The 23,493-nt window shown below is 70.0% G+C and carries 21 protein-coding genes; 10 read left to right on the top strand and 11 right to left on the bottom strand.

All coding sequences use genetic code 11. The features are described from left to right. Positions 1-19 precede the first annotated feature (19 nt). Entirely contained in the window at positions 20-919 is a 900-nt protein-coding gene (locus tag E8A49_RS07930) for a sulfite exporter TauE/SafE family protein (protein WP_293378666.1), read from the top strand. Positions 920-1,005: 86 nt separating this feature from the next. Further along, the gene (locus E8A49_RS07925) at positions 1,006-1,368 is read left to right on the top strand and encodes a DUF4282 domain-containing protein (protein WP_293378663.1); all 363 of its coding nucleotides are present in this window, start codon (positions 1,006-1,008) and stop codon (positions 1,366-1,368) included. On the opposite strand, the gene E8A49_RS07920 is transcribed toward E8A49_RS07925, so the two are convergent. From E8A49_RS07920 to E8A49_RS07910, 3 genes are read right to left on the bottom strand one after another with little or no spacing between them, the layout of a single operon-like run. Next, the gene (locus E8A49_RS07920) at positions 1,365-1,781 is read right to left on the bottom strand and encodes a flagellar FliJ family protein (RefSeq protein WP_293378660.1); all 417 of its coding nucleotides are present in this window, start codon (positions 1,779-1,781) and stop codon (positions 1,365-1,367) included. The genes E8A49_RS07925 and E8A49_RS07920 overlap by 4 nt on opposite strands. After that, a complete protein-coding gene (fliI, locus tag E8A49_RS07915) occupies positions 1,778-3,115 on the bottom strand; it encodes a flagellar protein export ATPase FliI (RefSeq protein WP_293378657.1) in 1,338 nt (445 codons plus the stop codon). The genes E8A49_RS07920 and fliI overlap by 4 nt, the downstream gene beginning before the upstream one ends. A gap of 60 nt (positions 3,116-3,175) precedes the next feature. Continuing rightward, positions 3,176-3,958 carry an SDR family NAD(P)-dependent oxidoreductase gene (locus tag E8A49_RS07910; protein ID WP_293378654.1) on the bottom strand — a complete coding sequence of 261 codons (783 nt, stop codon included), beginning with the start codon at positions 3,956-3,958 and terminating at the stop codon, positions 3,176-3,178. Positions 3,959-4,299: 341 nt separating this feature from the next. On the opposite strand from E8A49_RS07910, the gene ctrA reads away from it, so the two are divergent. Then, positions 4,300-5,001 carry a response regulator transcription factor CtrA gene (ctrA, locus tag E8A49_RS07905; RefSeq protein WP_293378651.1) on the top strand — a complete coding sequence of 234 codons (702 nt, stop codon included), beginning with the start codon at positions 4,300-4,302 and terminating at the stop codon, positions 4,999-5,001. 89 nt (positions 5,002-5,090) lie between these two features. Here the strand turns inward: ctrA and fixJ are convergent, their stop codons facing one another. Both fixJ and E8A49_RS07895 read right to left on the bottom strand, forming a co-directional pair. Beyond that, positions 5,091-5,699, bottom strand: coding sequence for a response regulator FixJ (gene fixJ / locus E8A49_RS07900; protein ID WP_293378648.1), 609 nt, complete (start codon positions 5,697-5,699; stop codon positions 5,091-5,093). Continuing rightward, positions 5,683-8,193, bottom strand: a complete 2,511-nt coding sequence (locus E8A49_RS07895; RefSeq protein ID WP_293378645.1) for a PAS domain S-box protein — start codon at positions 8,191-8,193, stop codon at positions 5,683-5,685. The genes fixJ and E8A49_RS07895 overlap by 17 nt, the downstream gene beginning before the upstream one ends. A gap of 461 nt (positions 8,194-8,654) precedes the next feature. Between E8A49_RS07895 and E8A49_RS07890 the strand changes: the two genes are divergently transcribed. The 5 genes from E8A49_RS07890 to E8A49_RS07870 all read left to right on the top strand — a co-directional run bounded on the left by E8A49_RS07890 (position 8,655) and on the right by E8A49_RS07870 (position 14,216). After that, complete coding sequence (locus E8A49_RS07890) at positions 8,655-9,035, top strand: response regulator (RefSeq protein ID WP_293378642.1); 381 nt, start codon at positions 8,655-8,657, stop codon at positions 9,033-9,035. Between the two features lie 81 nt (positions 9,036-9,116). Then, positions 9,117-11,501 carry a M20/M25/M40 family metallo-hydrolase gene (locus E8A49_RS07885; protein WP_293378640.1) on the top strand — a complete coding sequence of 795 codons (2,385 nt, stop codon included), beginning with the start codon at positions 9,117-9,119 and terminating at the stop codon, positions 11,499-11,501. Positions 11,502-11,541: 40 nt separating this feature from the next. After that, positions 11,542-11,892, top strand: coding sequence for an arsenate reductase (glutaredoxin) (gene arsC / locus E8A49_RS07880; protein ID WP_293378637.1), 351 nt, complete (start codon positions 11,542-11,544; stop codon positions 11,890-11,892). Positions 11,893-12,040: 148 nt separating this feature from the next. Further along, positions 12,041-13,390, top strand: coding sequence for a M23 family metallopeptidase (locus E8A49_RS07875; protein WP_293378634.1), 1,350 nt, complete (start codon positions 12,041-12,043; stop codon positions 13,388-13,390). 13 nt (positions 13,391-13,403) lie between these two features. Further along, positions 13,404-14,216, top strand: coding sequence for a hypothetical protein (locus tag E8A49_RS07870; RefSeq protein ID WP_293378631.1), 813 nt, complete (start codon positions 13,404-13,406; stop codon positions 14,214-14,216). A 190-nt stretch (positions 14,217-14,406) separates the two neighbouring features. Here E8A49_RS07870 and E8A49_RS07865 read toward each other — a convergent pair whose 3' ends face one another. Then, positions 14,407-15,492, bottom strand: a complete 1,086-nt coding sequence (locus tag E8A49_RS07865; RefSeq protein WP_293378628.1) for a Zn-dependent alcohol dehydrogenase — start codon at positions 15,490-15,492, stop codon at positions 14,407-14,409. Between the two features lie 178 nt (positions 15,493-15,670). Here E8A49_RS07865 and chrA point away from each other — a divergent pair, with 178 nt between their 5' ends. Further along, positions 15,671-16,876: a chromate efflux transporter gene (gene chrA / locus E8A49_RS07860; RefSeq protein ID WP_293378625.1), complete on the top strand. Its 1,206-nt coding sequence runs from the start codon at positions 15,671-15,673 to the stop codon at positions 16,874-16,876. Here the strand turns inward: chrA and E8A49_RS07855 are convergent. The 5 genes from E8A49_RS07855 to E8A49_RS07835 all read right to left on the bottom strand — a co-directional run bounded on the left by E8A49_RS07855 (position 16,873) and on the right by E8A49_RS07835 (position 22,195). Further along, positions 16,873-17,805, bottom strand: coding sequence for an alpha/beta hydrolase (locus E8A49_RS07855; protein WP_293378622.1), 933 nt, complete (start codon positions 17,803-17,805; stop codon positions 16,873-16,875). The two genes, chrA and E8A49_RS07855, sit on opposite strands and share 4 nt — an antisense overlap. A 93-nt stretch (positions 17,806-17,898) precedes the next feature. Beyond that, a complete protein-coding gene (locus E8A49_RS07850; protein ID WP_293378619.1) occupies positions 17,899-19,536 on the bottom strand; it encodes a long-chain fatty acid--CoA ligase in 1,638 nt (545 codons plus the stop codon). Positions 19,537-19,555: 19 nt separating this feature from the next. Beyond that, positions 19,556-20,308 carry a hypothetical protein gene (locus tag E8A49_RS07845; protein WP_293378616.1) on the bottom strand — a complete coding sequence of 251 codons (753 nt, stop codon included), beginning with the start codon at positions 20,306-20,308 and terminating at the stop codon, positions 19,556-19,558. Continuing rightward, positions 20,305-21,561 carry a GSCFA domain-containing protein gene (locus E8A49_RS07840; RefSeq protein WP_293378613.1) on the bottom strand — a complete coding sequence of 419 codons (1,257 nt, stop codon included), beginning with the start codon at positions 21,559-21,561 and terminating at the stop codon, positions 20,305-20,307. The genes E8A49_RS07845 and E8A49_RS07840 overlap by 4 nt, the downstream gene beginning before the upstream one ends. A gap of 148 nt (positions 21,562-21,709) precedes the next feature. After that, complete coding sequence (locus E8A49_RS07835) at positions 21,710-22,195, bottom strand: response regulator (protein WP_293378610.1); 486 nt, start codon at positions 22,193-22,195, stop codon at positions 21,710-21,712. A gap of 593 nt (positions 22,196-22,788) precedes the next feature. On the opposite strand from E8A49_RS07835, the gene E8A49_RS07830 reads away from it, so the two are divergent. Continuing rightward, a partial coding sequence (locus E8A49_RS07830; protein WP_293378607.1) for a histidine kinase dimerization/phosphoacceptor domain -containing protein occupies positions 22,789-23,493 on the top strand: 705 nt, incomplete at its 3' end.

The following is a 23,493-nucleotide window of genomic DNA, read 5'->3' as shown; positions in this document are numbered from 1 at the left end:
GGGGGCCCGAAGAGCCGGCATGATCCTGATCCTCCTCCTCACCGCCCTGGGCGTGGCCAGCGCGGTCTTCGCCGTGGCGCTCGGGCTGGCGTTGCGCCGCCGTCCGGCCGCGCCGTCGCTGGAGGGCGTGGCCTTAAGCGCGGTGACCAGCTTCTTCGACGCCCTCGGCATCGGCTGCTTCGCGCCCACCACCGCCTATTTCAAGTTCCGCCGCCGCGTGCCGGATGAGCTGATCCCGGCGACCATGATCTCCGGCTACGCCCTGGCCGCGGCCACGGAAGGGTTCGTGTTCATCACCTCGGTGCAGGTGGATCCGCTGCTGCTCGGCCTCTCCATCGGCGCCTCCGTGGCTGGCGCGGTGCTGGGCGTCTCGGTGGGGGCGCGCCTGCCGATCACCCCGATCCGCGCGACCATGGGCCTTGGCTTGCTGATCGCCGCAGCCAGCTTCACGCTTTCCAACCTGGGCCTGATGCCGCACGGCGGCGTCGCCACCAGCCTGCCGCCGCTCGCCTTCGCCCTGGTGGTCGCCGCGAGCTTCGTGTTCGGGAGCCTCATGAACCTGGGCGTCGGCAACTTCGCGCCGACCCTGATCCTGGTCAGCCTCTTGGGCATGGACCCGCGGGCGGCCTTCCCGATCATGATGGGTTCGGCGGCGCTGCTGATGGTGACCAGCGGCGCGAGGATCGTCTCGGCCCGGCCGCTCGACCTTCGCCTCGTCCTTGGCATGGCGCTCGGCGGTATCCCGGCGGTGCTGATCGCCGCGCTGGTCGTGAAGTCCCTGCCGCTGGAGTGGCTCCGCTGGGGCGTGGTCGTGGTGGTCACCTACGCCGGCGCGGTGATGCTGCGGGCGGCTGTCGCCCGCAGCCCGGCCGCGGCTGACCCACTCTCCGAAGAGGCCGGCGTCAAGCTGCCGGGCTGAACCGGCCGCCATTGCCGCCGCCCGCCCAGGCTGGTAGCGGTGCGAGCCGGAGCCGCGCGAAGCTCCGGACGAGTCTTGGGAAACGGATGCGGCGACCTCTCAACCGACCAAAAGGCGCGGGCTCCGCGGTCCTCTGGGACCTGCTCACCTTCGAGCACCTGATGACCAGCCAGGTGATCCACGTGATCTATTGGGCGGGCCTCTCGCTGATCGCGCTGGGCGCCTTCGGCACCATCGGGGCCGCGGTGGGCGTGGCGATCCGCGACCCGTTCCCGTTCGGCCTGCTGCTGGCCGTCCCGGTGGTGATCGGCGGCCTGCTGGTGATGGGCGCGCTGGTCCTGCTGTGGCGCTCGTTCTGCGAGTTCTACGTGGCGATCTTCAAGATCAGCGAGGACCTCGCCGTCCTGCGCGCCGACGTCGACGCCGAGCGCAAGCGCACCGCGCCCTAGCTCGCCTGGCGCCTCGCCGCGCGCATGCCGACCTCGTCGAGCTCGGCGTTCTCGCGGCGGTTGGTTTCCTTGACCTGGGCGACCCGCATGTTCTCGGCCACCTGCTCGTACTTCTTCTGCTCCTCGAAGGCCTCCGCCAGGGCCTCGCGCGCCCCACGCTCCTCGGCCTCCAGGGCGTCGATCTCGGCCTGGATGGCGGCCTTGCGGACCTTCAGGCCCGCGGCGAAGCCCGCGTGGTACCAGCCGGCCTCGGCGTCCTGGGTCGCGCGCTTGCTCTCCGCCTCGCCCTCGGCGATCAGCACCCGCAGCCGGGTCTCGGCGTCAGCGCGCTTGCGGGCGATCTCGGTCAGGCGGAGCTGACGGTTCTCGACTTCATAGGTGGAGAGCTTGATCAAGGAGTCGGCCCAGCTCATGCGGCCACGCTGTTCAGGATGCCGTGCAGGCGCTCGAAGCCGGCGGAGAGGCTGGTGACCTCATCCTTGTCCTGGCCCAGGAAGGCTTCCAGGGCCGGGTTCAGCTTGATGGCGCGGTCGACCTGCGGGTCGGCCCCGGTGCGATAGGCGCCGATGCGGATCAGCTCCTCCATGTTGGCGTAGGCCGACAAGGTCTGGCGGGCGTTCTTGACGATCTCGCGCTCCTGCGGGTTATGGCAGCCGGGCATGGTCCGGCTGATCGACTTCAGGACATTGATCGCCGGGAAGCGGCCGCGCTCGGCGATGGCGCGCTCCATGACGATGTGGCCGTCGAGGATGCCGCGCACCGCGTCGGCGATCGGCTCGTTGTGGTCGTCGCCGTCCACCAGCACCGTGAAGATGCCGGTGATCGGCCCGGCCCGCGTGCCGTCCGGCCGGATCGGCCCGGGGCCGGCCCGCTCCAGCAGTTTCGGCAATTCGGTGAAGACGGTCGGCGTATAGCCCTTGGTCGTTGGCGGTTCGCCGGCGGCCAGACCGATCTCGCGCTGCGCCATCGCGAAGCGGGTGACCGAGTCCATCAGGCACAGGACCTCCATGTCCTGGTCGCGCAGGTACTCGGCGATGGCCATGGTCATGTAGGCGGCCTGCCTGCGCTTCAGCGCCGGCTCGTCGGAGGTGGCGACCACCACGATGGCGCGCTTCAGGCCTTCTTCGCCCAGGGTCTCCTCGATGAACTCGCGGACCTCGCGGCCCCGCTCGCCGATCAGCCCCACCACGACCGCGTCGCAGTCGGCGTTCTTGGCCAGCATGGAAAGCAGCACCGACTTGCCGACGCCGGAGCCGGCGAAGACGCCCAGGCGCTGGCCGCGGCAGCAGGTGGTGAAGACGTTCATGGCGCGGACGCCCAGGTCCAGCCGCTCGCCCACCCGGGCGCGGGCGTGCGCGCTGGGCGGCGATGCGCGCAGCGGATAGGCGGCGAGCCCCTGGGTCAGCGGGCCCTTGCCGTCGATGGGGTGGCCAAAGGCGTCGACGATGCGGCCGAGCCAGGCCTTGGTGGGGCGCACCGCCGAGCCCTGCGGCTCGATACGGATTTCCGCGCCCGGCGCCACGCCCTCGACGGAGCCGAAGGGCATCAGGAGCGCGCGGGTGTCGCGGAAGCCCACCACCTCGGCGGCGACCGGGCGTTCGCCCAGGCGGTCGATCTCGGCGCGGGCGCCGACGGCGAGCCTGGTCAGTCCGCCCCGGGCCTCGATCAGGAGGCCGTTCACCGCGGCCACGCGGCCGGCGACGGTCAGGGGATCGAGCCGCTCGACCGCGGCCACCAGACTCTTCACGAACAGCCCTCGACTTGAGGGCCGCAGCATCGCCCAAACGTGATTAAGGCGTCATGAAGATCAGCGCAGCGCCCGGGCGATTTTCAGCGCCTGACGGGGGTGTTTCGCCGCCAGCTTCGCCGCCTGCAGTGGCCTGCGGCGCACCGCGCCCAGCACCGCCGGCCGCACCGCGCGCGCCACCCGCGGACGCACCGCCTCCGCCGCACCGGACAGCCGTCCCCGCCCGAGCCACAACGCCACGCCGGCCAGGGCCAGGACGCCGACGCCCAGCCCCGCCATCACGCCGGGATGCTTGCGCGCCGCGGTGACAGTGCTCAGCCGCTGGCCTTTGGCGGCCACGGCCATGGAGCCCATCGGCCTGGCGACCGCGTGCAGCGCCGCTTGGGCCGCGGCCTTGGCCGGGCTGTCGGGCCGCCAGTCCCGCGGCAGGCGGATCAGGGTCGCGGCGATACGGCCCTTGGCCTGGCGCAGCTCGCCGCGCGCCGCACGGCCCATGCGCCGGCCGAAGCCCACGAGGGCGGTCGGCTCGTCGCGTTCGCCCAGGTGCAGAGAGAGCGCCTTGGCGGCGTGAGCCAGGGCGGCTTCCCCGCCGCCGGCCTCGATCCAGCTGTCGATGCGCCCGAACCGCGCCGCGGTCGCACGCGCCACACGGTCGCAGCCCGCCTCGGACGCCGCGTCGGCCGCCACCGGATGGACCCGGCCGCCGGACTGGCCAAGCTCGGCGCAGACTGCGCGCACCGCCTGGTCGTCGCCAGCCGCCAGCACGACGGCCGCGCCCGCCTTGGCCGCCAGCCGCGCGGCCTCAAGGCCCAGGCCGGACGCTGCTCCGGTAACGATAATCACTTGCCCTTCCAGGGGCTTGAACCCACCGCGCATGCATCCTCCCGACATCGCCGACAGCTTGAATCTGGGGATCAAACGGCTGCGGGCCAAGCCCTGTTCCGGCGGCGCCCGCAAACCCGCCGGTTCGGCCTAACTGTCCAATCACAAAAGATTCAACGCCCCTGCGACTCGTTGGCTACCCTGCGACTCTTGCTGCCGAATCCGCATCGGATTAACGATTCTTCCTGGGCCGATACTCCCGATTAACCAGTCTTAAATTAACTCTTGGGCAGGTTAACGGCGAGGTTTGGGGCGGATTCTCTGAATTCGCGGGCCACGCGGGGACGCACTGGGAGAGCGATATGCGGGTACTGTTGATAGAAGACGACAGCGCCACCGCGCAGAGCATCGAACTGATGCTCAAGTCGGAGGGCTTCAACGTCTACACCACCGATCTCGGTGAGGAAGGCGTCGATCTTGGCAAAATTTACGACTACGACCTGATCCTGCTGGATCTGAACCTGCCCGACATGAGCGGCATGGACGTCCTGCGCACCCTGCGCGTCGGCAAGATCAACACCCCGATCATGATCCTGTCCGGCTCGGCCGAGATCGACACGAAGGTGAAGACCTTCTCGGGCGGCGCCGACGACTACATGACCAAGCCGTTCCACAAGGACGAGCTGGTGGCGCGCATCCACGCCGTGGTCCGCCGCTCCAAGGGCCACGCCCAGTCGGTGATCAAGACCGGCGACATCCTGGTCAACCTCGACGCCAAGACCGTCGAAGTGAACGGCCTGCGGGTGCACCTGACCGGCAAGGAATACCAGATGCTGGAGCTGCTCTCCCTGCGGAAGGGCACGACGCTCACCAAGGAAATGTTCCTCAACCACCTCTATGGCGGCATGGACGAGCCGGAGCTGAAGATCATCGACGTCTTCATCTGCAAGCTGCGCAAGAAGCTGGCCGCCGCCGCCGAGGGCAAGCATCACATCGAAACCGTCTGGGGCCGCGGCTACGTGCTGCGCGACCCGCAGGAAATCGGCGCCGTCGCGGCGGCTTGAAGCCCGCCAACACCTGTCGCTGAATGAAAGGGCGTCCCGCGCAAGCGGGGCGCCCTTTCGCTATCTGGGCTCCCACCCTGCGGGCGCGGTCAGATCCCGGCCAACAACGCCATGCGCACCAGCTCCGACAGGCTCTTGGCGCCGGTCTTCATCATCATCCCGGCCCGGTAGACCTCCACGGTGCGCGGGCTGATGCCCAGGTCGTAGGCGATGACCTTGCTGGTCTTGCCGGCCACCACCTGCTCCAGCACCTCCCGCTCGCGGCGCGACAGGGTGACGAAGGCCTGCTGATAGGCCTGCTTGGCGCTGTCGTCCTGCGCGGTGCGGCCGTCGACCACCAGGGCCTTCTGCACCGCGCCCAGCATCACCTCGTCCTTGAAAGGCTTTTCGATGAAGTCCACAGCGCCGGCCTTCATCGCCTCGACCGCGAGCGCGATGTCGCCGTGGCCGGTCATGACGATGGTGGAGAGCGGCAGCTTCTCCTCGCCCAGGCGGCGGACCAGCTCGATGCCGTCGACGCCAGGCATGCGCACGTCGGTGACCACGCATCCCGGCGGAAGGTCCCGCGCCTGCGCCAGGAAGATCTCGGCGCTCTCATAGGTGTGCGACGTGATTCCCGCCGTTCGCAACAGGAAGGCCAGCGACCGGCGTATCGCCTCATCGTCGTCCACGACATAGACCTCAGACGAGTTCGCCATCGGCCATCTCCTCCTCACGCACGGCTCGCACCGTGAAATGGAATGTGGTGCCCTGCCCGGGCTCGCTGTCGGCCCAGATGCGGCCGCCGTGCGCCTCGACGATGGTGCGCGAGATCGACAGACCCACGCCCATGCCCTGCTGCTTGGTGGTCACGAAGGGTTGGAACAGTTGGGCGGCGACCTCGGGGTTGAGGCCGCTGCCGGTGTCTCTGACCGAGACCAGCACCATGTCGTCGGGCGCCGAGCCGGCGGCCACGACCAGTTCGCGGCGCTCGCTGTCGGCCATCGCCTCGACGGCGTTGCGCATCAGGTTCAGCACCACCTGCTGAATCTGCACCTTGTCGACCATCACCAGGTCGATCTTGGGCGAAATGTCATAGGTCAGGCGCACACCGCGGTCCTTGGCGCCGACCATGGCCAACGCGCCGGCCTCCTCCAGCAATTGCGGCAGGTTTTCGATCTGTCGCTCGGTCTCACCCTTGGAGACGAAATCCCGCAGCCGGCGGATGATATCGCCGGCCCGGAACATCTGTTCGCCGGCGACGGTGAGCGCCTCTGTGACAATGACGACGTCGACAGGGTCCTCCCTCAGGAGGCGCAGCGATCCCTGGATGTAGTTGGCGGTCGCCGACAAGGGCTGGTTGAGCTCGTGCGCCAGGGCCGAGGCCATTTCGCCCATGGCCGACAGGCGCGAGACGTGGGCCAGTTCGGCCTGCACGTCCTGGAAGCGGCGCTCGGCCGCCTGGCGCTCAGTCAGGTCGCGGACGAAGCCGGTGAAGAACCGCCGCTCGCCCGACTGCATCTCGCCCACGGACAGCTCCATCGGGAAGGTCGAGCCGTCCTTGCGCAAGCCCACCACCACCCGGCCGATGCCGATCACCTTGCGCTCGCCGGTTACGAGGTAACGCGCCAGATAGCCGTCGTGTCCCTCGCGGTAGGGGCTGGGCATCAGGAAGCTGACGTTCCGGCCGATGGCCTCGGCCGCGGACCAGCCGAACTGGCGTTCCGCCGCGGCGCTGAACGACTGCACCTCCCCGCGGTCGTCGATGACGATCATGGCGTCGGGCACCGCGCCCAGGATCGATTGCAGGTGGGCCTCGCGCGCCTGCAGGTCGGCGAAGGCCTGCTCCTTGGCCCGGCGGCTCTGGACCAGTTCCTCGATGTCGATGCAGGCGCCCTTCCAGAGATGGACGTGGCCGTCCTCATTGCGCACCGGCACCGCCCGCTCCAGGAACCAGCGTGGGCCGTTCGAGCCCACCAGGCGGTACTCGATGTCATAGGGCTCGCGCGCGGCGATGCTGTCGCGCGCGTGGGCCTCGACCCGCGCGCGGTCGTCGGGATGCACCTTGGAGAGCCACCGCCAGCCCATGGTGACCTCAGGGTCCTCGCCAAAGAACTGGCGCCAGCGGTCGTTGTAGAAGTCTCGCTCGCCCTCGGCGTCCGACGACCAGACCAGCGCCGGCATGGCGTTGGCGACCGAACGGTACTTGGCCTCCGACTCCACCAGGGCCTCGCGGAAGGCGTAGGACTCGGTGACGTCGATGGTCAGGCCGGCGACGCCGGTGATCGCGCCCGCCGGGTCGCGCAGGGCGAACTTGGTCGAGCGCAGGAACCGCACGGTCCCGTCCGGCCCGGTGAACCGGCCCTCCACCGCGCGCCGGCGGCCGGTCTGCAGCACCTCGAGATCGGCGGCCTCATGGTCCTCCAGCTCGATCAGGTCGGTCGCCAGCTCGCCGGACCGGCGGCCCAGGATCTCGCTCAGCGGATGGCCGATGGCCGCGGCGGCGGCGGGATTGGCGTAGACGAAGCGCAGGTCGCGGTCCTTGGCGTAGATGACGTCCGGCGTCGCCGCGCCGACGCCCTCCAGGAAGGCGGCGTTGCGTTGGGCCTCGCGGCCGGCGACCGACAGGTCCTCCGCCGCCTGGGCGAGGGCGTTCTCCTGGCGGTCGATGCGGCGCAGGAACAGCAGCAGAGCCGCGAAGCCGGCCGCCAAACCGCCGCAGATCGCCGCCAAGGCCAGGATGGTCTGGACCCATTGGGCGCGGAACTGGCCGCTGTAGGCGCCGGCCTTGGCCCGCTCGGCCTCGACGATGTCCCCGGCGGCCCGCGCCGCCGCGGCCGAGTCCGCCACCGGCGCGCCGCGGGTAAGGTCGGCGATCTCCTGTTCGGCCAGGGCGGTGGCGCGGGCGGCCCGCGCCGCCTGCGCCGGCTGGCTCTTCGTCAGGCGGACCAGCGCGGCCTCGTGCGATCGGACCTGGCGGACGTCGTCGCCGAAACCGGCCCCGCCGCGGCCGGCGGCCCGCGCCAGCACCAGGTGCATCGCCAGTTCCTCGGCGCTGTCCATGGTCCGGAAGGTCCGCACGGCGGACTGCAGGGCGCGGTCGCTGTCGTTCCAGGCATGCACCCGGATCGCCGCCCCCGCCGCGATCAGGATGACGGCAAGGGTCAGCAGCAAGCGCGAGGCCCACCGACTTGTCCGGTGGATGTCGTTCATGCCGACCCTCCGCGATGGTCGGCGGCTGGAGAACGCACAACTCGGCCCACGTCGGCGCCCGCCGAAAACCGGCGGAGCCGAAGGCCGACGCGCCCCAATGGCCGACGCATCAGGACGACTTGATCACATGTCACGCCACCCAGTTGCCTATTTCCCCCCAGGGTTGAATAATCTCTCTTTGCTTCCCTAAGCCGATGCGGCCTTTTGTCGAGCGGAATCTTGCTTTTCCGCGCTGGAATTGGAAGCCGCAAACCAATGATATCTCTGGGCAATTCGAGTACCCCGCGGGTCCCGGTACGTAGATTTCCCTAGGGATCGGTCCCAAATTTGGACCGCCCCGGGCAGGTGCTACCGAGGGCTAAAGGGCGCAGTACGCGACCTCAGGGCGGCCGAACGCCGTCGAAGACGCCCATGGAAAGCGGTCGGGATCCGAAGCGCATCGCGGGCCCACGGTGGAGACGATGGAGCCTGCTCGCGATCTGCCCGCACCGTTGATCCTGCTGGTCGAGGACGATCTCTCCGTCCGCGAAGCCCTGACATTCGCCTTGAAGATCGAGGGGTTCGCCGTCGAGGTTCACGACCGGGCGGAGACCCTGCTGGACCGCTGCGGGCCGCTGGCCGCCGCTTGTCTGGTGCTGGACCAGCACCTGCCGGGGAGCACGGGCGTCGAGGCCCTGGCGGAGCTGCGCCGCCGCGGCCTGACCTGCCCCGCCATCCTGATCACCACCCAGCCCAAGCCGGCGGTGCGCAGCCAGGCCGAGGCGCTCGGCGCGCGGATCCTGGAAAAGCCCCTGCTGGGCGGCGAGTTGCCAGCCTGCATCCGCGAGTTGCTCGGCCACTGATTTTCGCCCGTCGGCGAAGCACGCTTCCGTTTTCCGGCCCTGAGGCTAGGCTCCCGCGCAAAATCGCGTCGGAGGGACGCCTTGGGACGACTGCTTGCGCTGGCCGCAGCCCTGATCGCCGCGGCCCTGATCGCCTGGGCGGACGCGCGCACGCCTGCGCCCGCGCCGGCTGCCGCCGCGGCCGCCGACTTCTCCGCCGAGCGGGCGATGGCCGACATCGGCGCCATCGCCTCGGTCCCGCATCCGATAGGCTCGCCCGCCGACCGCGCGGCCCGCGACGTGCTGGTCCAACGCATGGCCGCCATGGGCCTGGATCCGCAGGTGCGGCGCGGCGCCGGCGTCGAGGTTTCCCGCTTCGACCCCACCCGCGCCGCCGGCGGTTTCGTCGACAACATCGTGGGCGTCTTGCCCGGCAAGGACCGCAGCCTGCCGGCGCTGGCGCTCATGGCCCACTACGACAGCGTGCCGGCCTCGCCGGGCTCCGCCGACGACGCGGCGGGCGTGGCCGCCGTGCTGGAGACCGTGCGCGCGATCCAGGCGCGCGGCGTCCCGGCCCGCGACGTCATGGTGCTGCTGACCGACGGCGAAGAGGCCGGCCTGCTGGGCGCCAACGCCTTCTTCGCCAGTGACCCGTCGGCGAAGCGCATCGGCTTCCTCATCAACCTCGAGGCCCGCGGCTCGGCGGGCCGGGCGCAGATGTTCCAGACCGGCCAGGACAACGGCCAGACCGTGGCCTTGCTGCAGCGCACCGCCGTAAGGCCGCAGGCCTCGTCGCTGACCGGCTTCGTCTACCAGCACATGCCCAACGACACGGACTTCACGGTGTCGCGGAAGGCCGGCGTGGCGGGGATGAACTACGCCTTCATCGGCCATCAGTTCGACTACCACTCGCCCTCTTCGACGCCGGCCACCACCGACCGCGGGACCCTGCAGGACCTCGGCCAGCAGGTGCTGGCGAGCGCCGCCGCCGTGGCCTTCTCGCCCGTCCTGCCGGCCCGCGCGCCGGACGTGGTCTTCGGCCAGACGCCGGGAGGCCTGACCCTGGCCTATCCGCCGGCCGTGGGCTGGCTGGTGCTGGCGGTCTCCGCGGCCCTGCTGGCCTGGGGCGTCATGCGCGCCCGGCGGGTCGAGGCCTTCCCGTGGCTCGACCTGGCGCGCGGGGCCGGCGCGGCCCTGTTCGCGGTCCTGAGCGCCGTCGTCCTGATGCACTTCACCCGCCGCGCCACCGGCGCCGCGTTCGGCTTCCTGGCGCAGCGGTTCCTGCTGGCCCAGGCGCCGCGCTGGGAGGCGGCCCTGGTCCTGACCGGCCTCGGCATGCTGCTCCTGGCCATCGCCGAGGCGGCCCGCGGGCGGCGCCGGGTGATCCTGCTGCCGCTGCTGGCGGCCCTCCTGAGCTGCCTGGCCGGCGGCCTCGACGTCCTGGCCCTGGAGATCGCCGCCGCGGCCGCCGTGGTCGGGGCGCTGGCCTATGGCCGCCCGGTCAGCCGCGCGGGCGCCTGGGCCGGCGCGATGGTCCTGCTGCTCGTCTTGGGCGCCGTCGCCCAGGCGCTGGCCCCGCCCGCCGCCTTCGTGCTCGCCTGGCCGCTGACGCTAGGCGCCTTGGGCGCCGCCGCCACCGCCCTGGCCGCCCGCCGGGGCCCGGCCAGCCTGATCGTCCTGGGGATCCTGGGCGCGGTGGGCCTGGCCTTCGCCGCCGGCTTCGCACATTCGTCCTACCTCAGCCTCGACCTGCCCGAGCTGCTCGCCCTGCCGCTGCTGATCGCCCTGCCGGTGATCTGGCCGCTGGCCCAGCCTGACGAGGGCGCGCCGCCCGCCCGGCTGGTCGGACCGATCCTGCTGGTCGCGGGCCTGGCGCTGACCGCGGCCGTACGCCTGAACCACCCCTATGATGCGCGCCATCCGCTGGCCACCGACGTCGTCTACCAGATCGACCAGGACGCCCGCAGCGCCTGGCGGGTCAGTGTGACGCCTGGGCTCGATCCCTGGTCGGCGGGCGTGCTGAAGACCGGCGGGGCGAGCCTGACCAAATTTTCCAACTGGCGTTTCACCAGGCCGATGGACGCGGCCAGCGCGCCCTACCTCGACCTGCCCGGCCCGCAGATGTCGCTGGCCAGGGGCGCGGACGGCGACCTCGTCCTGCATGTGGTCCCGCCGCCGGGCGCGCGGACCATCGGGCTTCGCCTGACCAGCAACACCGTGGCCACCGTCACCTCGGTGGGCGGCGCGGCCGTGCATCTGGCGATCCCGCCCGGCAAGTCGGCCGGGGTGAACTGGTCGGCGGCTCCCGATGGCTTCGATCTGATCCTGCGCCCGGCCGGCCCCGGCAGGCTGACCGTCGCCTATGCCGCCACCGTCGAGCAGTGGCCCGCCGCCGCGCCGCCCCTGCCGCGCCGGCCGGCGGACGTCATGGCGTTCGACACCTCCGACTCCACCGTCCTGACCGGAACGCGGAGCTTTTCCTGGTGACGCTTTTCCCTTGCCGGAAGCCGCGCTAAGCCAGCCCGCCATGAGCGACGTCACGATCTTCCACAACCCCAACTGCGGGACCTCCCGCAACACGCTGGCCCTGCTGCGCGAGCGCGGGATCGAGCCCACCGTGGTGGAATACCTGAAGGTCGGCTGGACCCGGCCGCAGCTTCAGGACCTGTTCAAACGCCTGGGCAAAACCGCTCATGAGGTGCTGCGCGTGCGCGGCACCGAGGCCCATGAGCTTGGGCTCACCGACCCCAACGCGTCCGACGAGATGCTGATCGCGGCGATGATCCTGCAGCCGGCGCTGGTCGAGCGGCCGATCGTGACCACGCCCAGGGGCGCGGCCCTCTGCCGGCCCGCGGAGCTGGTGCTCAGCCTGATCTGACGCCGCCGCGCGGCAAATCGACCGAGGACGGAGCTTCTCGCCCGCCGCGCCTTCTTTTCGGCGCCGACGCGGCGATGGCTTAGGGCTGCGGAAGACTTGGCTTCACGGCGACGAGGCCTTAACCAGACTGATCCAGCGTGGGGGCGTGATGCGACAACTCGATCTGCGGCGGCTCCTCATTCGGCCGGTTCCGGCCCTCCTGACCGCTGGCGCGGCCGTCATGATCGCCGCCGGCGTTGGCGCCGGGGCTCTCCTGACCCACGGCGCGCCCAAGGCCCCGCCGCCGCTCGATCCCACCGCCGTCGCCGCCCTGCAGAACGCCGCCTTCACCCGCGCCCAGGTCCAGCCGGGCCTGGCTGCGCCGCAGAATGTGCCGGTCAAGCTGCAGCGCGGCGAGACCCTGGAGGGCGCCGTGCGCCGCGCCGGCGTCGGCCCCGCCGAGGCCCAGCTCGCGGTGGAGATGCTGTCCAAGGCCATGGACACGGTCCACCTGAAGGCCGGGATGCTGATCCAGACCGCCATCGCCCAGCCCAGCGCCGGCGACGCCAAGCTGATCGGCCTATCCCTGCGCACCGGCCCGGCCACCGCCATCACCCTCTCGCGCAGCTTCGACGGGGCGCTTCGCCTGCGCGAGCTGGACGAGAAGCTGCGCGATGAGACCACCGTCGCCGACGGCGCCATCACCGGCTCGCTCTACGAGAGCGCCGAGCGCATCGGCGCCACGCCGCAGATCACCGCGGAGGTGGTCAAGCTGTTCTCCCACAAGCTCGACTTCCAGCGCGACCTGCAGCCGGGCGACGATTTCAAGCTGGTGTTCGACCGCAAGGTCACCGAGGCCGGCCGTACGGTCGAGGCCGGCGACCTGCAGTACGCCGAGCTGCACGGGGTCAAGTTCTACCGCTTCGCGCGCGGCGACGACGTCGAGTACTTCGATGAGTTCGGCAAGAACATCAAAGGCTTCCTGCTGAAGACGCCAGTCGACGGGGCGCACATCACCTCGCTGTTCGGCATGCGCAAGCATCCGATCCTGGGCTACACCCGCGCCCACCAGGGCATCGACTTCGGCGCCGGCATGGGCACGCCGATCCTGGCGGCGGGCGATGGCGTGGTCGCCCAGGCCGGGCCCTGGGGCGGCTACGGCAACTGGCTGCGCATCCGCCATTCCGAGGGCTGGGACACCGGCTACGGCCACATCTCCCGTTTCGCCGCCGGCATCCATTCGGGCGTCCACGTCCGCCAGGGCGAGGTGGTGGCCTATGTCGGCGCCACGGGCCTCGCGACCGGTCCGCACCTGCACTACGAGATCTGGAAGAACGGCGAGCGGGTGAACCCCATCGGCGCCAAGGTGCCGCAGGGCTCTGTGCTGGCGGGCGGCGACCTCACCCGTTTCAACGGCGAGAAGGCCCGCATCGACGGCCTCTTGCTGGCCCGCGCCGAACGGCCGGGCCCGACGCTCGCCTCCGCCGCGGCTTCCGGCCCCGTCCGCCTGGACCGCTGAGGACCGCCGCGCCGTGGCCGGCCCCTTCACGGCGCGTGCCGCCGGCCTGGTGCGCCAGATGGTGGCCGGCTGGCCGCCTGAGCCTGATATCGACCACCTGAACAACCTCCTGCGCCTGGCCGCCCGCTGGCGGTCCGGAGCCCTCGCCAGGACTTACATCTCCCACCACGGCCCCCGTATCTGGGGCGGTCCGTTCGCCGGCATGGACTTTGTGGAGTCCTCCACCGAGGGCGCGCTGATCCCCAAGCTGCTGGGGACCTACGAATCGGAGCTGCATCCGCATTTCGCCGCCCTGATCGGCGCGGTGGACGACGTGATCGATGTGGGCTGCGCCGAGGGCTACTACGCCGTGGGCCTGGCGCGGCTGATGCCGGACGCCACCGTCCACGCCTATGACATCGACGAGAAGGCGCGCGCCGCCTGCGCCGACCTCGCCCGGCGCAACGGGGTGGGCGACCGGGTGCGGGTCGGCGCGGAGTTCAAGCCGGACGGCTTCGAGGCCTTCGCCGGCCGCCGCGCGCTGGTGCTGGTCGACGCCGAGGGCGCGGAGGTCGACATCCTGCAGCCGGCGCTGAGCCCGGCGCTCGGCGGCATGCACGTGATCGTCGAGACCCACGACCTCTACCGGCCTGGCGCCATGGCGACGTTGCTGCAGCGGTTCTCGCCGACCCACGACATCGTCCGCGTCGACCAACAGCCGAAGACCTTCGACATGCCGGATTGGCTGAAGTCCTTCGCGCACCTCGACCAGCTGCTGGCGGTCTGGGAATGGCGCATACGTCCGACGCCGTGGCTAGTGATGACGCCGAAGACGCCCAACGCCTGAGCAGTACGCGCTGCTCCTCCTCCCCTTATGGGAGGAGGCGTCGGCCGAAGGCTGACGGAGGTGGGGTCGCGCTCACCTCTCCGCGATACGAAGCTTCCGCCGCTGCTGCGACGCCTGAGAAACCCCACCTCCGACCCGCTCCGCGGGCCACCTCCTCCCAGCAGGGGAGGAGGAACGATCAGACCAGACCTCAGGTGTCGAACACGATGACCGAGCGGGCCAGTTCGCCCTTCTTCATCTCCTCGAAGCCCTCGTTGACGTCCTCCAGCTTGATGCGCTGGGAGATCATCTGGTCGAGCTTCAGCTTGCCGGCCATGTACATGTCGACGAAGCGCGGCATGTCGACCGGGAAGCGGTTCGACCCCATCAGCGAGCCCTGCAGCTTCTTCTCGCCCAGGAAGGCCGCGCCCATCACGCTGACCATCTGGCCGATCGGGATCATGCCGATGATGTTGGCCGTGCCGCCGCGGCGCAGCATGTTGAAGGCCTGCTCGGCGGTCTTGGCGAGGCCGATGGCCTCGAAGGCGTGGTGCACGCCGCCCTTGGTCATCTCGATCACTTCCTTGACCGCGTCGGTCTGGGAAGCGTCGATGAAGTCGGTGGCCCCGAACTCCATGGCGAGGTTGCCCTTCGACGAGACCATGTCGATGGCGATGATCCGGCCCGCGCCGGCGATCGCCGCGCCGTTGATCGCCGAGAGGCCCACGCCGCCGCAGCCGATCACCGCGACCGTTTCGCCCGGGCGCACGTTGGAGGTGTGGATCGCCGCGCCGACTCCGGTGGTCACCGAACAGCCGATCAGGGCGGCGCGGTCCAGCGGCATGTCCTTGCGGATCGCCACACAGGCGTGCTCGTGGATCAGCATGTGCTCGGCGAAGGAGCTGAGGTTCAGGAACTGCATCATCGGCCCGGTCTCGGCCGAGAGGCGCGGTTCGTCTTCCTTGCCGCGCCGGGTCTCCGGCGAGACGCACAGGCTCATGTGGCCCTGCAGGCAGAACTCGCAGTGGCCGCAGAAGGCCGACAGGCAGGTGATCACATGATCGCCCGGCTTCACCGTGCGCACTTCCGAGCCCACCTGCTCGACGATGCCGGCGCTCTCGTGGCCCAGCACCGCCGGCAGCGGATGCGGATAGGAGCCCTGCATGAAGTGCAGGTCGGAGTGGCAGAGGCCGGCCGCGGCGGTGCGGATCAGCACCTCATGCGGGCCGGGCTTGTTGATCTGCACCTGTTCGATCTGAAGCGGCTTGCCCACTTCGCGCAGCACGGCGGCCTTCATGACGTTCCTCTCGCTGATCCCTGGGATGAGCCCGCGGCCCGGGCTTTCGGGGCAAAGCCTTATCGCCGATCAGCTTGCCCGGCCAAGGGGCTTTCGCCCTGAGCCCGCCCAAAAGCCCGGCTTCCTTGTCCGCATAAGGAATCGACACGTGCTGCGGAGCGCCGCAAGACAAGACCTGATGGACGAGCGCGCGCCGCCGGCAAGCCGCGTCGGGGAGGTGTTCGCCGCCTTCCTGGCCCAGGGCCTCACCGCCTTCGGCGGACCGGTCGCCCACATCGGCTATTTCCGCCGCGAGTTCGTCGAGCGCCGCGCCTGGCTCACCGAGGACGCCTTCGCCGACCTGCTGGCGTTGGCGCAGTTCCTGCCCGGGCCCGCGTCCAGCCAGCTCGGCATGGCCATCGGCCTGCGCCGCGCGGGCTATCTGGGCCTGTTCGCCGCATGGCTGGGCTTCACCCTGCCGGCGGGCGCGGCGATGATCGCGCTGGGCTATGTCGCGCCGCGCATCGAGGGCGGCCTGGGCGAAGGCGTGCTGCATGGCCTGCAGATCGCTGCGGCGGCCGTGGTGCTGCAGGCGCTCGTCGCCATGGCCCGCACCCTGGCGGTCGGGCCTATCCGCGCGGGCATCGCCATCGGCGGCGCGGCGGGCCTCTTGATCGCCCACGGGCCGATGGTCCAGGCGATGACCCTGGCGGCCGGCGGGCTCTTCGGCCTGGCTCTCCTGCGCGAGCCGCCAGGCGCCACGGCGCCGGACGACCCGGCGATGCACAGGGTGGCGCCTGCGGTCTCCGGCGCGGCCCTGGCGCTCTTCGTCCTGCTCCTGGGCCTGCTGCCGGTCCTGGCCGCATGGCTGGACAGCCCGAGCCTCGGCCTCGCCAGCGTCTTCTACCGGGCCGGCGCCCTGGTGTTCGGCGGCGGCCACGTGGTGCTGCCCCTGCTGCAGGGCGAGGTGGTCAACCGCGGCTGGCTCGACCTCGACAGCTTCCTGGGCGGCTACGGGGCGGCGCAGGCCCTGCCCGGCCCGCTGTTCAGCTTCGCGGGCTTCGTGGGCGCGGCGCAGACCGTGGCGCCCGGCGGCTGGCGCGGCGGCCTCGTGGCGCTCGGCGCCATCTTCCTGCCGAGCCTGCTCCTGATCCTGGGCGTCCTGCCGTTCTGGGACCGCCTCAAGACCGCGCCTGCCGCGCGCGGGGCCATGGCGGGCCTGAATGCGGTGGTCGTGGGCGTGCTGGCCGCGGCGCTGTGGAATCCGGTCCTGACCACCGCCATCCGCCGGCCCAGCGACTGGGCGCTGGCGGCCATCGCCTTCGTCTTCCTGCAGGTCGCCAAGCTGCCGCCGTGGACGGTCGTGCTGGGCTTCGCGGCCTTCGTGGGCGTGGTCAGCCGTTAAGCGCCCGCCGCCTGCCTCGAACCGCCCAGGCCCAGCGCCCGCGGCAGGTCGAAGGCTGGCAGCCTCGGCCAGCGGAAGGTCCAGCGCTTGGTCGCCGGGATGCAGACCTCCAGCGCCGCGATCAGCGCCTCGGCCGGCCCGTCGTTCAGGAAGTGGTTGGCGTCGGCCACCCGGTGGAACTGGATCGGATGGCGCGTGACCGTTTCGGCCGCCAGCCGCTCGGCGGCCTCGATGGGGGCGAAGTCGTCCTTGTCCCCATGCACCATGTGGATCGGGATGGTCAGCCGGGCCAGGGCGCGCTTGGCGTAGGCCAACTGCGGGCGTTGGCCGGAGGCCTCCAGCACCGCGTGGCGCAGGTCGCGCGGGATCATCTTCACCGCCTTCAGGCCGACGTCGATCAGCCAGCGCGAGGTGGGGCCCGTCTCGCCGAAGAAGCCGGAGAGCAGCACCAGGCTCTGCACCTTGCCGGGATTGGCCTCGGCCATCAGGGTCGCGATCGCCGCGCCATAGCTCTGGCCGACCAGCATCACCTTCTGGCCCCTGGCGGCCTCCAGCACCGGCGCCAGCGCCTGGGCCTGGGTGCGGATGTCCTTCACCGGCTCGGCGGGCTCGGAGGCGCCATAGCCCGGCCGGTCGACCACGATCATCTCGCGGTCCTGCGGCAGCTCGGCCAGCGTCTCAGCCCAGTACTCGGCCCAGGACGGCGCGCCGGTGATCACCACGATCTTCCAGGGCGCCGGCGTTGTCCGCGGGGTCTCCAGCGCCGAGATGCGCCAGCCCAGGCCGCCGCCGGCCGTGAAGCTGGTGCGGCTGACGACGCTTTCGGGATAGTCGGCGGAGGTCGGCGCATGCTCGGTGCGGCCCAGGGCGGCGCTCTCGAAGCTGGCCCAGCCCATGGCCAGGACACCCTTGGGTCTTTTACGCGGCATGTTCCCGGTCTCCTCAGGTGGGTGGCGAAGGTCACCTGCCAACTGTCACCTGGGTGTGTGGAACGCCGTCTGAAAGGCTTGGTTCGGTGTTGTTCAGCTTTCTGAAGCCGGAACCGCCGCCGGCGTGGCCAACTGGTCACGCAATTCGCGCTTCAGCACCTTGCCCGTGGGCCCGATCGGCAGGGCGTCGACGATGCGCACCTCGTCCGGTGTCCACCACTTGGCCACCCGCGCCGCCACATGGGCCTTGAGGTCCTCCGGGTCCGCCGTCTGGCCGGGGCGCAGGGTGACCAGCAGCAGCGGCCGCTCGTCCCACTTCGGGTGCGGCACGCCCACCGCCGCGGCCATGGCGACGGCGGGGTGCGAGCAGACCGCGTCCTCCAGGTCGAGGGTGGAGATCCACTCGCCGCCGGACTTGATCACGTCCTTGGCCCGGTCGGTGAGACGCAGATAGCCCTCGGCGTCGAGGGTGGCGATGTCGCCGGTGTCGAACCAGCCGTCCTCGGTGAACACCTCGCCGCCATCCTGCTTGAAATAGGCGCTGGCGACCCAGGGCCCGCGCACCTGCAGCCGCCCGGCGCTCCTGCCGTCGCGCGGCAGGATGGCGCCGTCCTCGCCCACGATCCGCAGGTCCACGCCGTAGAGCCCGCGGCCCTGCTTCAGCTTGCGCTGCAGAACGGCCCCCGCGCCCTCGCCGGCATGTTCCGGCAGCGGCGTGTTGATGACCCCCAGCGGGCTGGTCTCGGTCATGCCCCAGATCTGGCGCACCTGGCCGCCCAGCCGGTGCTCGATGCGGCTGACGAGCGCCGCGGTCGGCGCGGAGCCGCCGATGGCGATGGTCTTCACAGACGTCAGGCGCTCGCCGGCCTGGTCCAGGTGGTCGGCGACGCCCACCCAGATGGTCGGCACGCCCAGCAGGAAGGTGACGCCCTCGCGCTGGATCAGCCCGGCGATGCCGGCCCCGTCCAGCGCCCGGCCCGGCAGCACCAGGCTCGCGCCCACCAGCGGGGCCGCGTAGGGCGTGCACCAGGCGTTGGCGTGGTACATCTGCGCGCACGGCATCACCACGTCGCGCGCCGAGAGGTCGAAGGCGTCCGGCAGGCCCAGCGCTATGGCGTGCAGCACCGTGGAGCGGTGCGAATAGAGCACCCCCTTGGGATTGCCCGTGGTGCCGGAGGTGTAGCAGAGCCCCGAGGCCTGCCGCTCGTCGAGCTCCGGCCAATCGAATTCCGGCGAATGGCTGGCGATCAGGTCCTCGTAGACCCGCGCCTCGGGCGGCCCGTCGGCGGGCAGGTGGGCCAGGTCGGTCATGGCCACGTAGCGCCTCACCAGCGGCAGCCGGGCCTTCAGGTCCTCGACCTGGGCCGCGAAGCTGATGTCGAAGAATAGGAAGGCGTCCTCGGCGTGGTTGGCCACCCAGACGATCTGGTCGGCGTGCAGGCGCGGGTTGATGGTGTGCAGCACCGCCCCGATCCCGGTCACCGCGAAATAGAGCTCGAAGTGCCGGTGCGTCGACCAGGCCAGCGTCGCCACCCGGTCGCCCGGCCGCACCCCCATGGCGATCAGCGCATTGGCCATCCGCTTGGTCCGCGCCATCGCCTGAGCATAGCCATACCGATGGATCGGCCCCTCGACCGTGCGGGCCACCACCTGGCGGTCCGGATGGTACTGCGCGGCGTACTCCAGGATCGAGGGCAGGGTCAGCGCCCGATCCATCATCAGACCCAGCATGGCGCCGACCTCCCTGTCCTCAGGCCGTCTCGGCCGGCGGCATCCGCCTGACCTTGATGTCGTAGAGCAAGAGCCAGCGCCGGACGTCCGGCTCGGTCACCGGCTCGACCCCGTGCCAGGTATCGTCGGACTTCACGAAGCCGAAGGCGCTGTTCGGCGTGAACGGCATGGTGGTCACGCGGTCGAACTCCGAACGGTCGTAGTGCGGTCCGCCCGGGCACCGGCGCGCCGGGTCCTTAGGCGCGTAGATCGAGGTGCCATAACGGGCCTGGGAGTCGTCCTGAGGCAGGTAGAGCAACAAGGTGATGACCTTGCTCATCGCATCGGTGTGCGGCCCCAGCGCGTAGTTGGTGAGGTCCTCCACCAGCATCGCCTCGTCATAGAAGGCGATCCCCTCCACGCCGCTGAAGCGGTGCGCCACCAAGGGCCGGAACTTGGCCAGCAGGTGCTCGCGCAGCCGGCCCGAGAGCATCCAGGCGCCGACGCCTTCCCAGAACGTCCGCTGAGGCCCTTGGAGCTGCTCCAGCGGCCCGCCCAGCTGCATGACGAAGCGGTCCTTATAGCCCCTGACCGGCCGGACCTCGCTGATCGGGGCCATGGCCTCGTGGCGCGGGATGTTGGCCTGGACCTCGTCGTAGAACCCGGGCGGCAGCACGTTCTGCGCGTAGAAATGCGGATAGGGATACGGCCGGATCGGCGCGTTCATGAGGTTGTAGAGCGTCTCCCGCTCGACGGGATCTGTCTCCGACACCTTGGGGGCGATCTGATTCATGTGGCGTCCAGAACTCGAGCGGGCTCCGGCGCGGCCGCGTCCGGGGTCCAGGCGACGAATCGATCGACGAAGAGGCCGCAGACGGCGTCGAGGATCGACGCCGAGACATGCCGCGCCGCGCCGTCCTCCCGCCCGAAGATGGGCGTCGTCACCATCGGCGCGATCCAGCGGACAATCTCGAAGGAGGGATAGTAGGCCAGCGGCGCGTGCGCCGCCTCGAGCGCCGGCCAGGCCTCGTCCAGGGCGGAACGCAGGCGGCCCTTGCTGACGGCGTCGATCTCGATGGCGCTGCGGAGCGGACCGGCCAGGCCCATGACGTTGTCGACCGGCACCGGCGACAGGGTGATCACCAGCGGCGCGCTGGTGACCGAGCGGACACCGGCGACGCAGAGCCCGATGGCCTCCTCGGCCTCGTCGTGCGTCGCGAGCCTCAGGACCGCGCCCAGGCGCTTCAGCCGGGCCGCCGCGTTCGCCGCGCTCTCCAGGTTCTCGATGGCGGTGACGGCCACGAACTTGGGGAACACTCTCTCAAGCAGCGGTTGGCTCGCATCGCCATCGGCGCTGAAGAAGTCGACGAGGTTGCCCAAGGTCATGACCACGCAGTCGGCCGTGGCGAGGGACACGGCAAGCTCGCCGATCTGACGCAGGAGGCCCTCCGCCGCCGCCGAATGCTGAGCCGCGTCCGCCTCCGGGAACAGCCGGCCGACCCAGTCGGCAATCAGCCCGCCGCGCTCGGCCTCGGGCCGCTGCAGCAGGTCTAAGATCACGGCGTTGGATATGGGTGAGTTGAGGTCCTCCGCCATTTGAAAGGCCTGGGCCTCATAGCCGCGCGAGGTCAGGTACTTGGCTATGTTCCGGGCGAAACAGGAGCCGATGGTGAAGAAACGCCCGCCGCCGCGCAGGCTTGGGCCGCCGCTGAGGTCGAGCACCGTTCCCAGGAACTCTGACTTCAGGCTGAACTCGTCGCTGGCGTGCGGGAAGGCCATCTTCAACCGCTGGGCCTGAGCGTGCCGCGCCGCGATCCCGGCCTCAAGGTTGGCGGCTTCTTCCGCGGTCAGGAGCCGTCGCAGATAGTCCGGCAAGACGAACTTCATCTTCCGCAAGTCGCCCGGAGCGCCGTTCAGCTCGGCGGCCGCGGCCGCCAGCAACTCGGCCCGCCGGTCCGGAGTCTCCTGCACGCCCTTCGCCAAGCGGCGATAGGCCAGCCTGGGCAGGGAAAGCGGTTTGTCGCCGTAGTAGTTCGTATCCGCCATCGGTGTCTTTCGCGCCGCCGCAGGCTAAGCCGCCATCCGCGCCTTGAACACCCTGTCCGGCGGCCGCGCAGCCCGCGCCGGCTGGATGAAGCGGAAAACTCAGCGGTTGTGTAGCCCTCACATCGCCGGAGCGACGGACAGCGCGCGATCAGCCTTGGACGGGCGCGAGCCGCGCCTCCGCGAGCGTGGCGTTCCTGGCGAACAGGTCGACGGGCGTATCGAGCGCGGCGCCCATTTCGGCCAGGAGCGTCGTGGCCGTGAGGGGCTTGCTGACGATGGCGTCGATGCCCGCCGCCAGATAGGCCGCGACCCGGTCGGGCGCGTCGTTCGCGGTGACCGCCAGGATGGGCGTGCGGGCGCGGCCGGTCTCGGACTCCAGCGCCCGGATGTGCTGGGTGGCGGTCAGGCCGTCCATCACCGGCATCTGGATGTCCATCAGGACGATGTCCCAGGTCTCGCGCCGCCAAGCCGCCACCGCCTCCGCGCCGTTCTCGACCATGGTGCAGGTCAGGCCGGCCATCTCCAGGAAGACCTTCAGCACCTTCTGGTTGGTCGGATTGTCCTCCGCGCAGAGCACCCGCAACGCCTGGCTCTGGATAGGAAGCGCGGCGTCATCCCCGGAATACCCGGACATCGAGGACTGAGGTCCCGGCGCCGAAGGGCTGCGCCAGCCGAGAGGCGCCAACGGCAAAGCCGCAGCCGCGGCGAGCGGGTGGATCGCCTTGCTGTCCAGAACGAAGAGTTGGGCTTCGCCGCCCGACATTCGGATGGCGCCAACCATTCCGTTGGCGATATCAGAGGCTTGCTCCCGGCAGTTGTAAGGCCCCATTCGATTGTAAGCCGTCACAAACCAACCATTCGATTCCTGGCATATCGTGACATTTATAATATCCATACGGGTACCCTCTGCACATAGAGCGCGTTGAGTCCGATATAGTTCCGATATTCATTTCGAAATCGCCACCAATTTCGACGGATTTACATGTGTTCCATTAAAAGTGATCAAATTTTATCGGTATGGGTATTGACGAAAATCCACTGTTGCAGTGGCGATGACGGTTCAATATGACGTCTCGTCGCCGAGATAGGCGCTCCGATGAGCCCGTTGTGTGATAGGATCGCCAAACGAGGACGGAGCCCCTAACCTGGATCGCTTTCCTCCCTCGAGACCTCTGTCGGGTACGGCTTTCGCTTCGCGAGCCTCCGGAACCCATGGAAGGGGTGGCTATGACCGCCCAGCCTCCTGCCCATCCTGAAGTGGCGCTCACACTGGCCATGGCGCTCGTGGCGTCGTCCGATGTCCCATTGCTTCTGCTGGACGGCGACCTGAATGTGGTCGCGGCGAGCGCTTCGTTCTGCGGAGCCTTCCACATCGATCCGGCAAGCGTCGCAGGCCAGTCGGTATTCTCCCTTGGCAAGGGGGAATGGAATGCGCGCCGGCTCCGCTCCCTGCTTACCGCGACGATCACCGGGCACGCCTCGGTCGAAGCCTACGAAATGGACCTCGAAGCGGAAGGCCGCGAACCTCGCCGGCTGGTGCTCAAGGCGCAGGCCCTCGCCTATGACGCCGACCAGATTCGCCTGCTGTTAACAGTGGCGGACGTCACCGACGCGCGCCATGCGGAGAGGGTCAAAGACGACCTGATCCGCGAGAAGGCCATCCTCCTTCAAGAGCTTCAGCATCGGGTCGCCAACAGCCTCCAGATCATCTCCAGCGTGATCCTGCAAAATGCCCGCAAGGTGGAGTCGGAAGAAGTCCGCGCCCATCTGCATGAGGCGCACGAGCGGGTCATGTCGGTCGCGGCGGTACAGCAGCAATTGGTGGCCTCGACACTCAATGAGGTTGAACTTCGGCCTTACTTCAAACAGCTTTGTCAGAGCCTTGGCGCCTCGATGATTCACGACCCCGAACAGCTCTCCCTGGACGTGACC

Origin of the sequence: Phenylobacterium sp. (assembly GCF_004799515.1) — a bacterium.
Lineage (GTDB): Bacteria > Pseudomonadota > Alphaproteobacteria > Caulobacterales > Caulobacteraceae > Phenylobacterium.
Note: the sequence above shows the minus strand (reverse complement) of the source record. Positions and strands in the feature narration are given on the sequence as shown.

Coding starts and splice junctions, on each gene's coding strand:
- E8A49_RS07930 (WP_293378666.1), top strand. CDS start 20: ATGATCCTGATCCTCCTCCTCACCGCCCTGGGCGTGGCCAGCGCGGTC.
- E8A49_RS07925 (WP_293378663.1), top strand. CDS start 1,006: ATGCGGCGACCTCTCAACCGACCAAAAGGCGCGGGCTCCGCGGTCCTC.
- E8A49_RS07920 (WP_293378660.1), bottom strand. CDS start 1,781: ATGAGCTGGGCCGACTCCTTGATCAAGCTCTCCACCTATGAAGTCGAG.
- ctrA (WP_293378651.1), top strand. CDS start 4,300: ATGCGGGTACTGTTGATAGAAGACGACAGCGCCACCGCGCAGAGCATC.
- fixJ (WP_293378648.1), bottom strand. CDS start 5,699: ATGGCGAACTCGTCTGAGGTCTATGTCGTGGACGACGATGAGGCGATA.
- E8A49_RS07895 (WP_293378645.1), bottom strand. CDS start 8,193: ATGAACGACATCCACCGGACAAGTCGGTGGGCCTCGCGCTTGCTGCTG.
- E8A49_RS07890 (WP_293378642.1), top strand. CDS start 8,655: ATGGAGCCTGCTCGCGATCTGCCCGCACCGTTGATCCTGCTGGTCGAG.
- arsC (WP_293378637.1), top strand. CDS start 11,542: ATGAGCGACGTCACGATCTTCCACAACCCCAACTGCGGGACCTCCCGC.
- E8A49_RS07875 (WP_293378634.1), top strand. CDS start 12,041: ATGCGACAACTCGATCTGCGGCGGCTCCTCATTCGGCCGGTTCCGGCC.
- E8A49_RS07865 (WP_293378628.1), bottom strand. CDS start 15,492: ATGAAGGCCGCCGTGCTGCGCGAAGTGGGCAAGCCGCTTCAGATCGAA.
- chrA (WP_293378625.1), top strand. CDS start 15,671: ATGGACGAGCGCGCGCCGCCGGCAAGCCGCGTCGGGGAGGTGTTCGCC.
- E8A49_RS07855 (WP_293378622.1), bottom strand. CDS start 17,805: ATGCCGCGTAAAAGACCCAAGGGTGTCCTGGCCATGGGCTGGGCCAGC.
- E8A49_RS07850 (WP_293378619.1), bottom strand. CDS start 19,536: ATGCTGGGTCTGATGATGGATCGGGCGCTGACCCTGCCCTCGATCCTG.
- E8A49_RS07845 (WP_293378616.1), bottom strand. CDS start 20,308: ATGAATCAGATCGCCCCCAAGGTGTCGGAGACAGATCCCGTCGAGCGG.
- E8A49_RS07840 (WP_293378613.1), bottom strand. CDS start 21,561: ATGGCGGATACGAACTACTACGGCGACAAACCGCTTTCCCTGCCCAGG.
- E8A49_RS07835 (WP_293378610.1), bottom strand. CDS start 22,195: ATGTCCGGGTATTCCGGGGATGACGCCGCGCTTCCTATCCAGAGCCAG.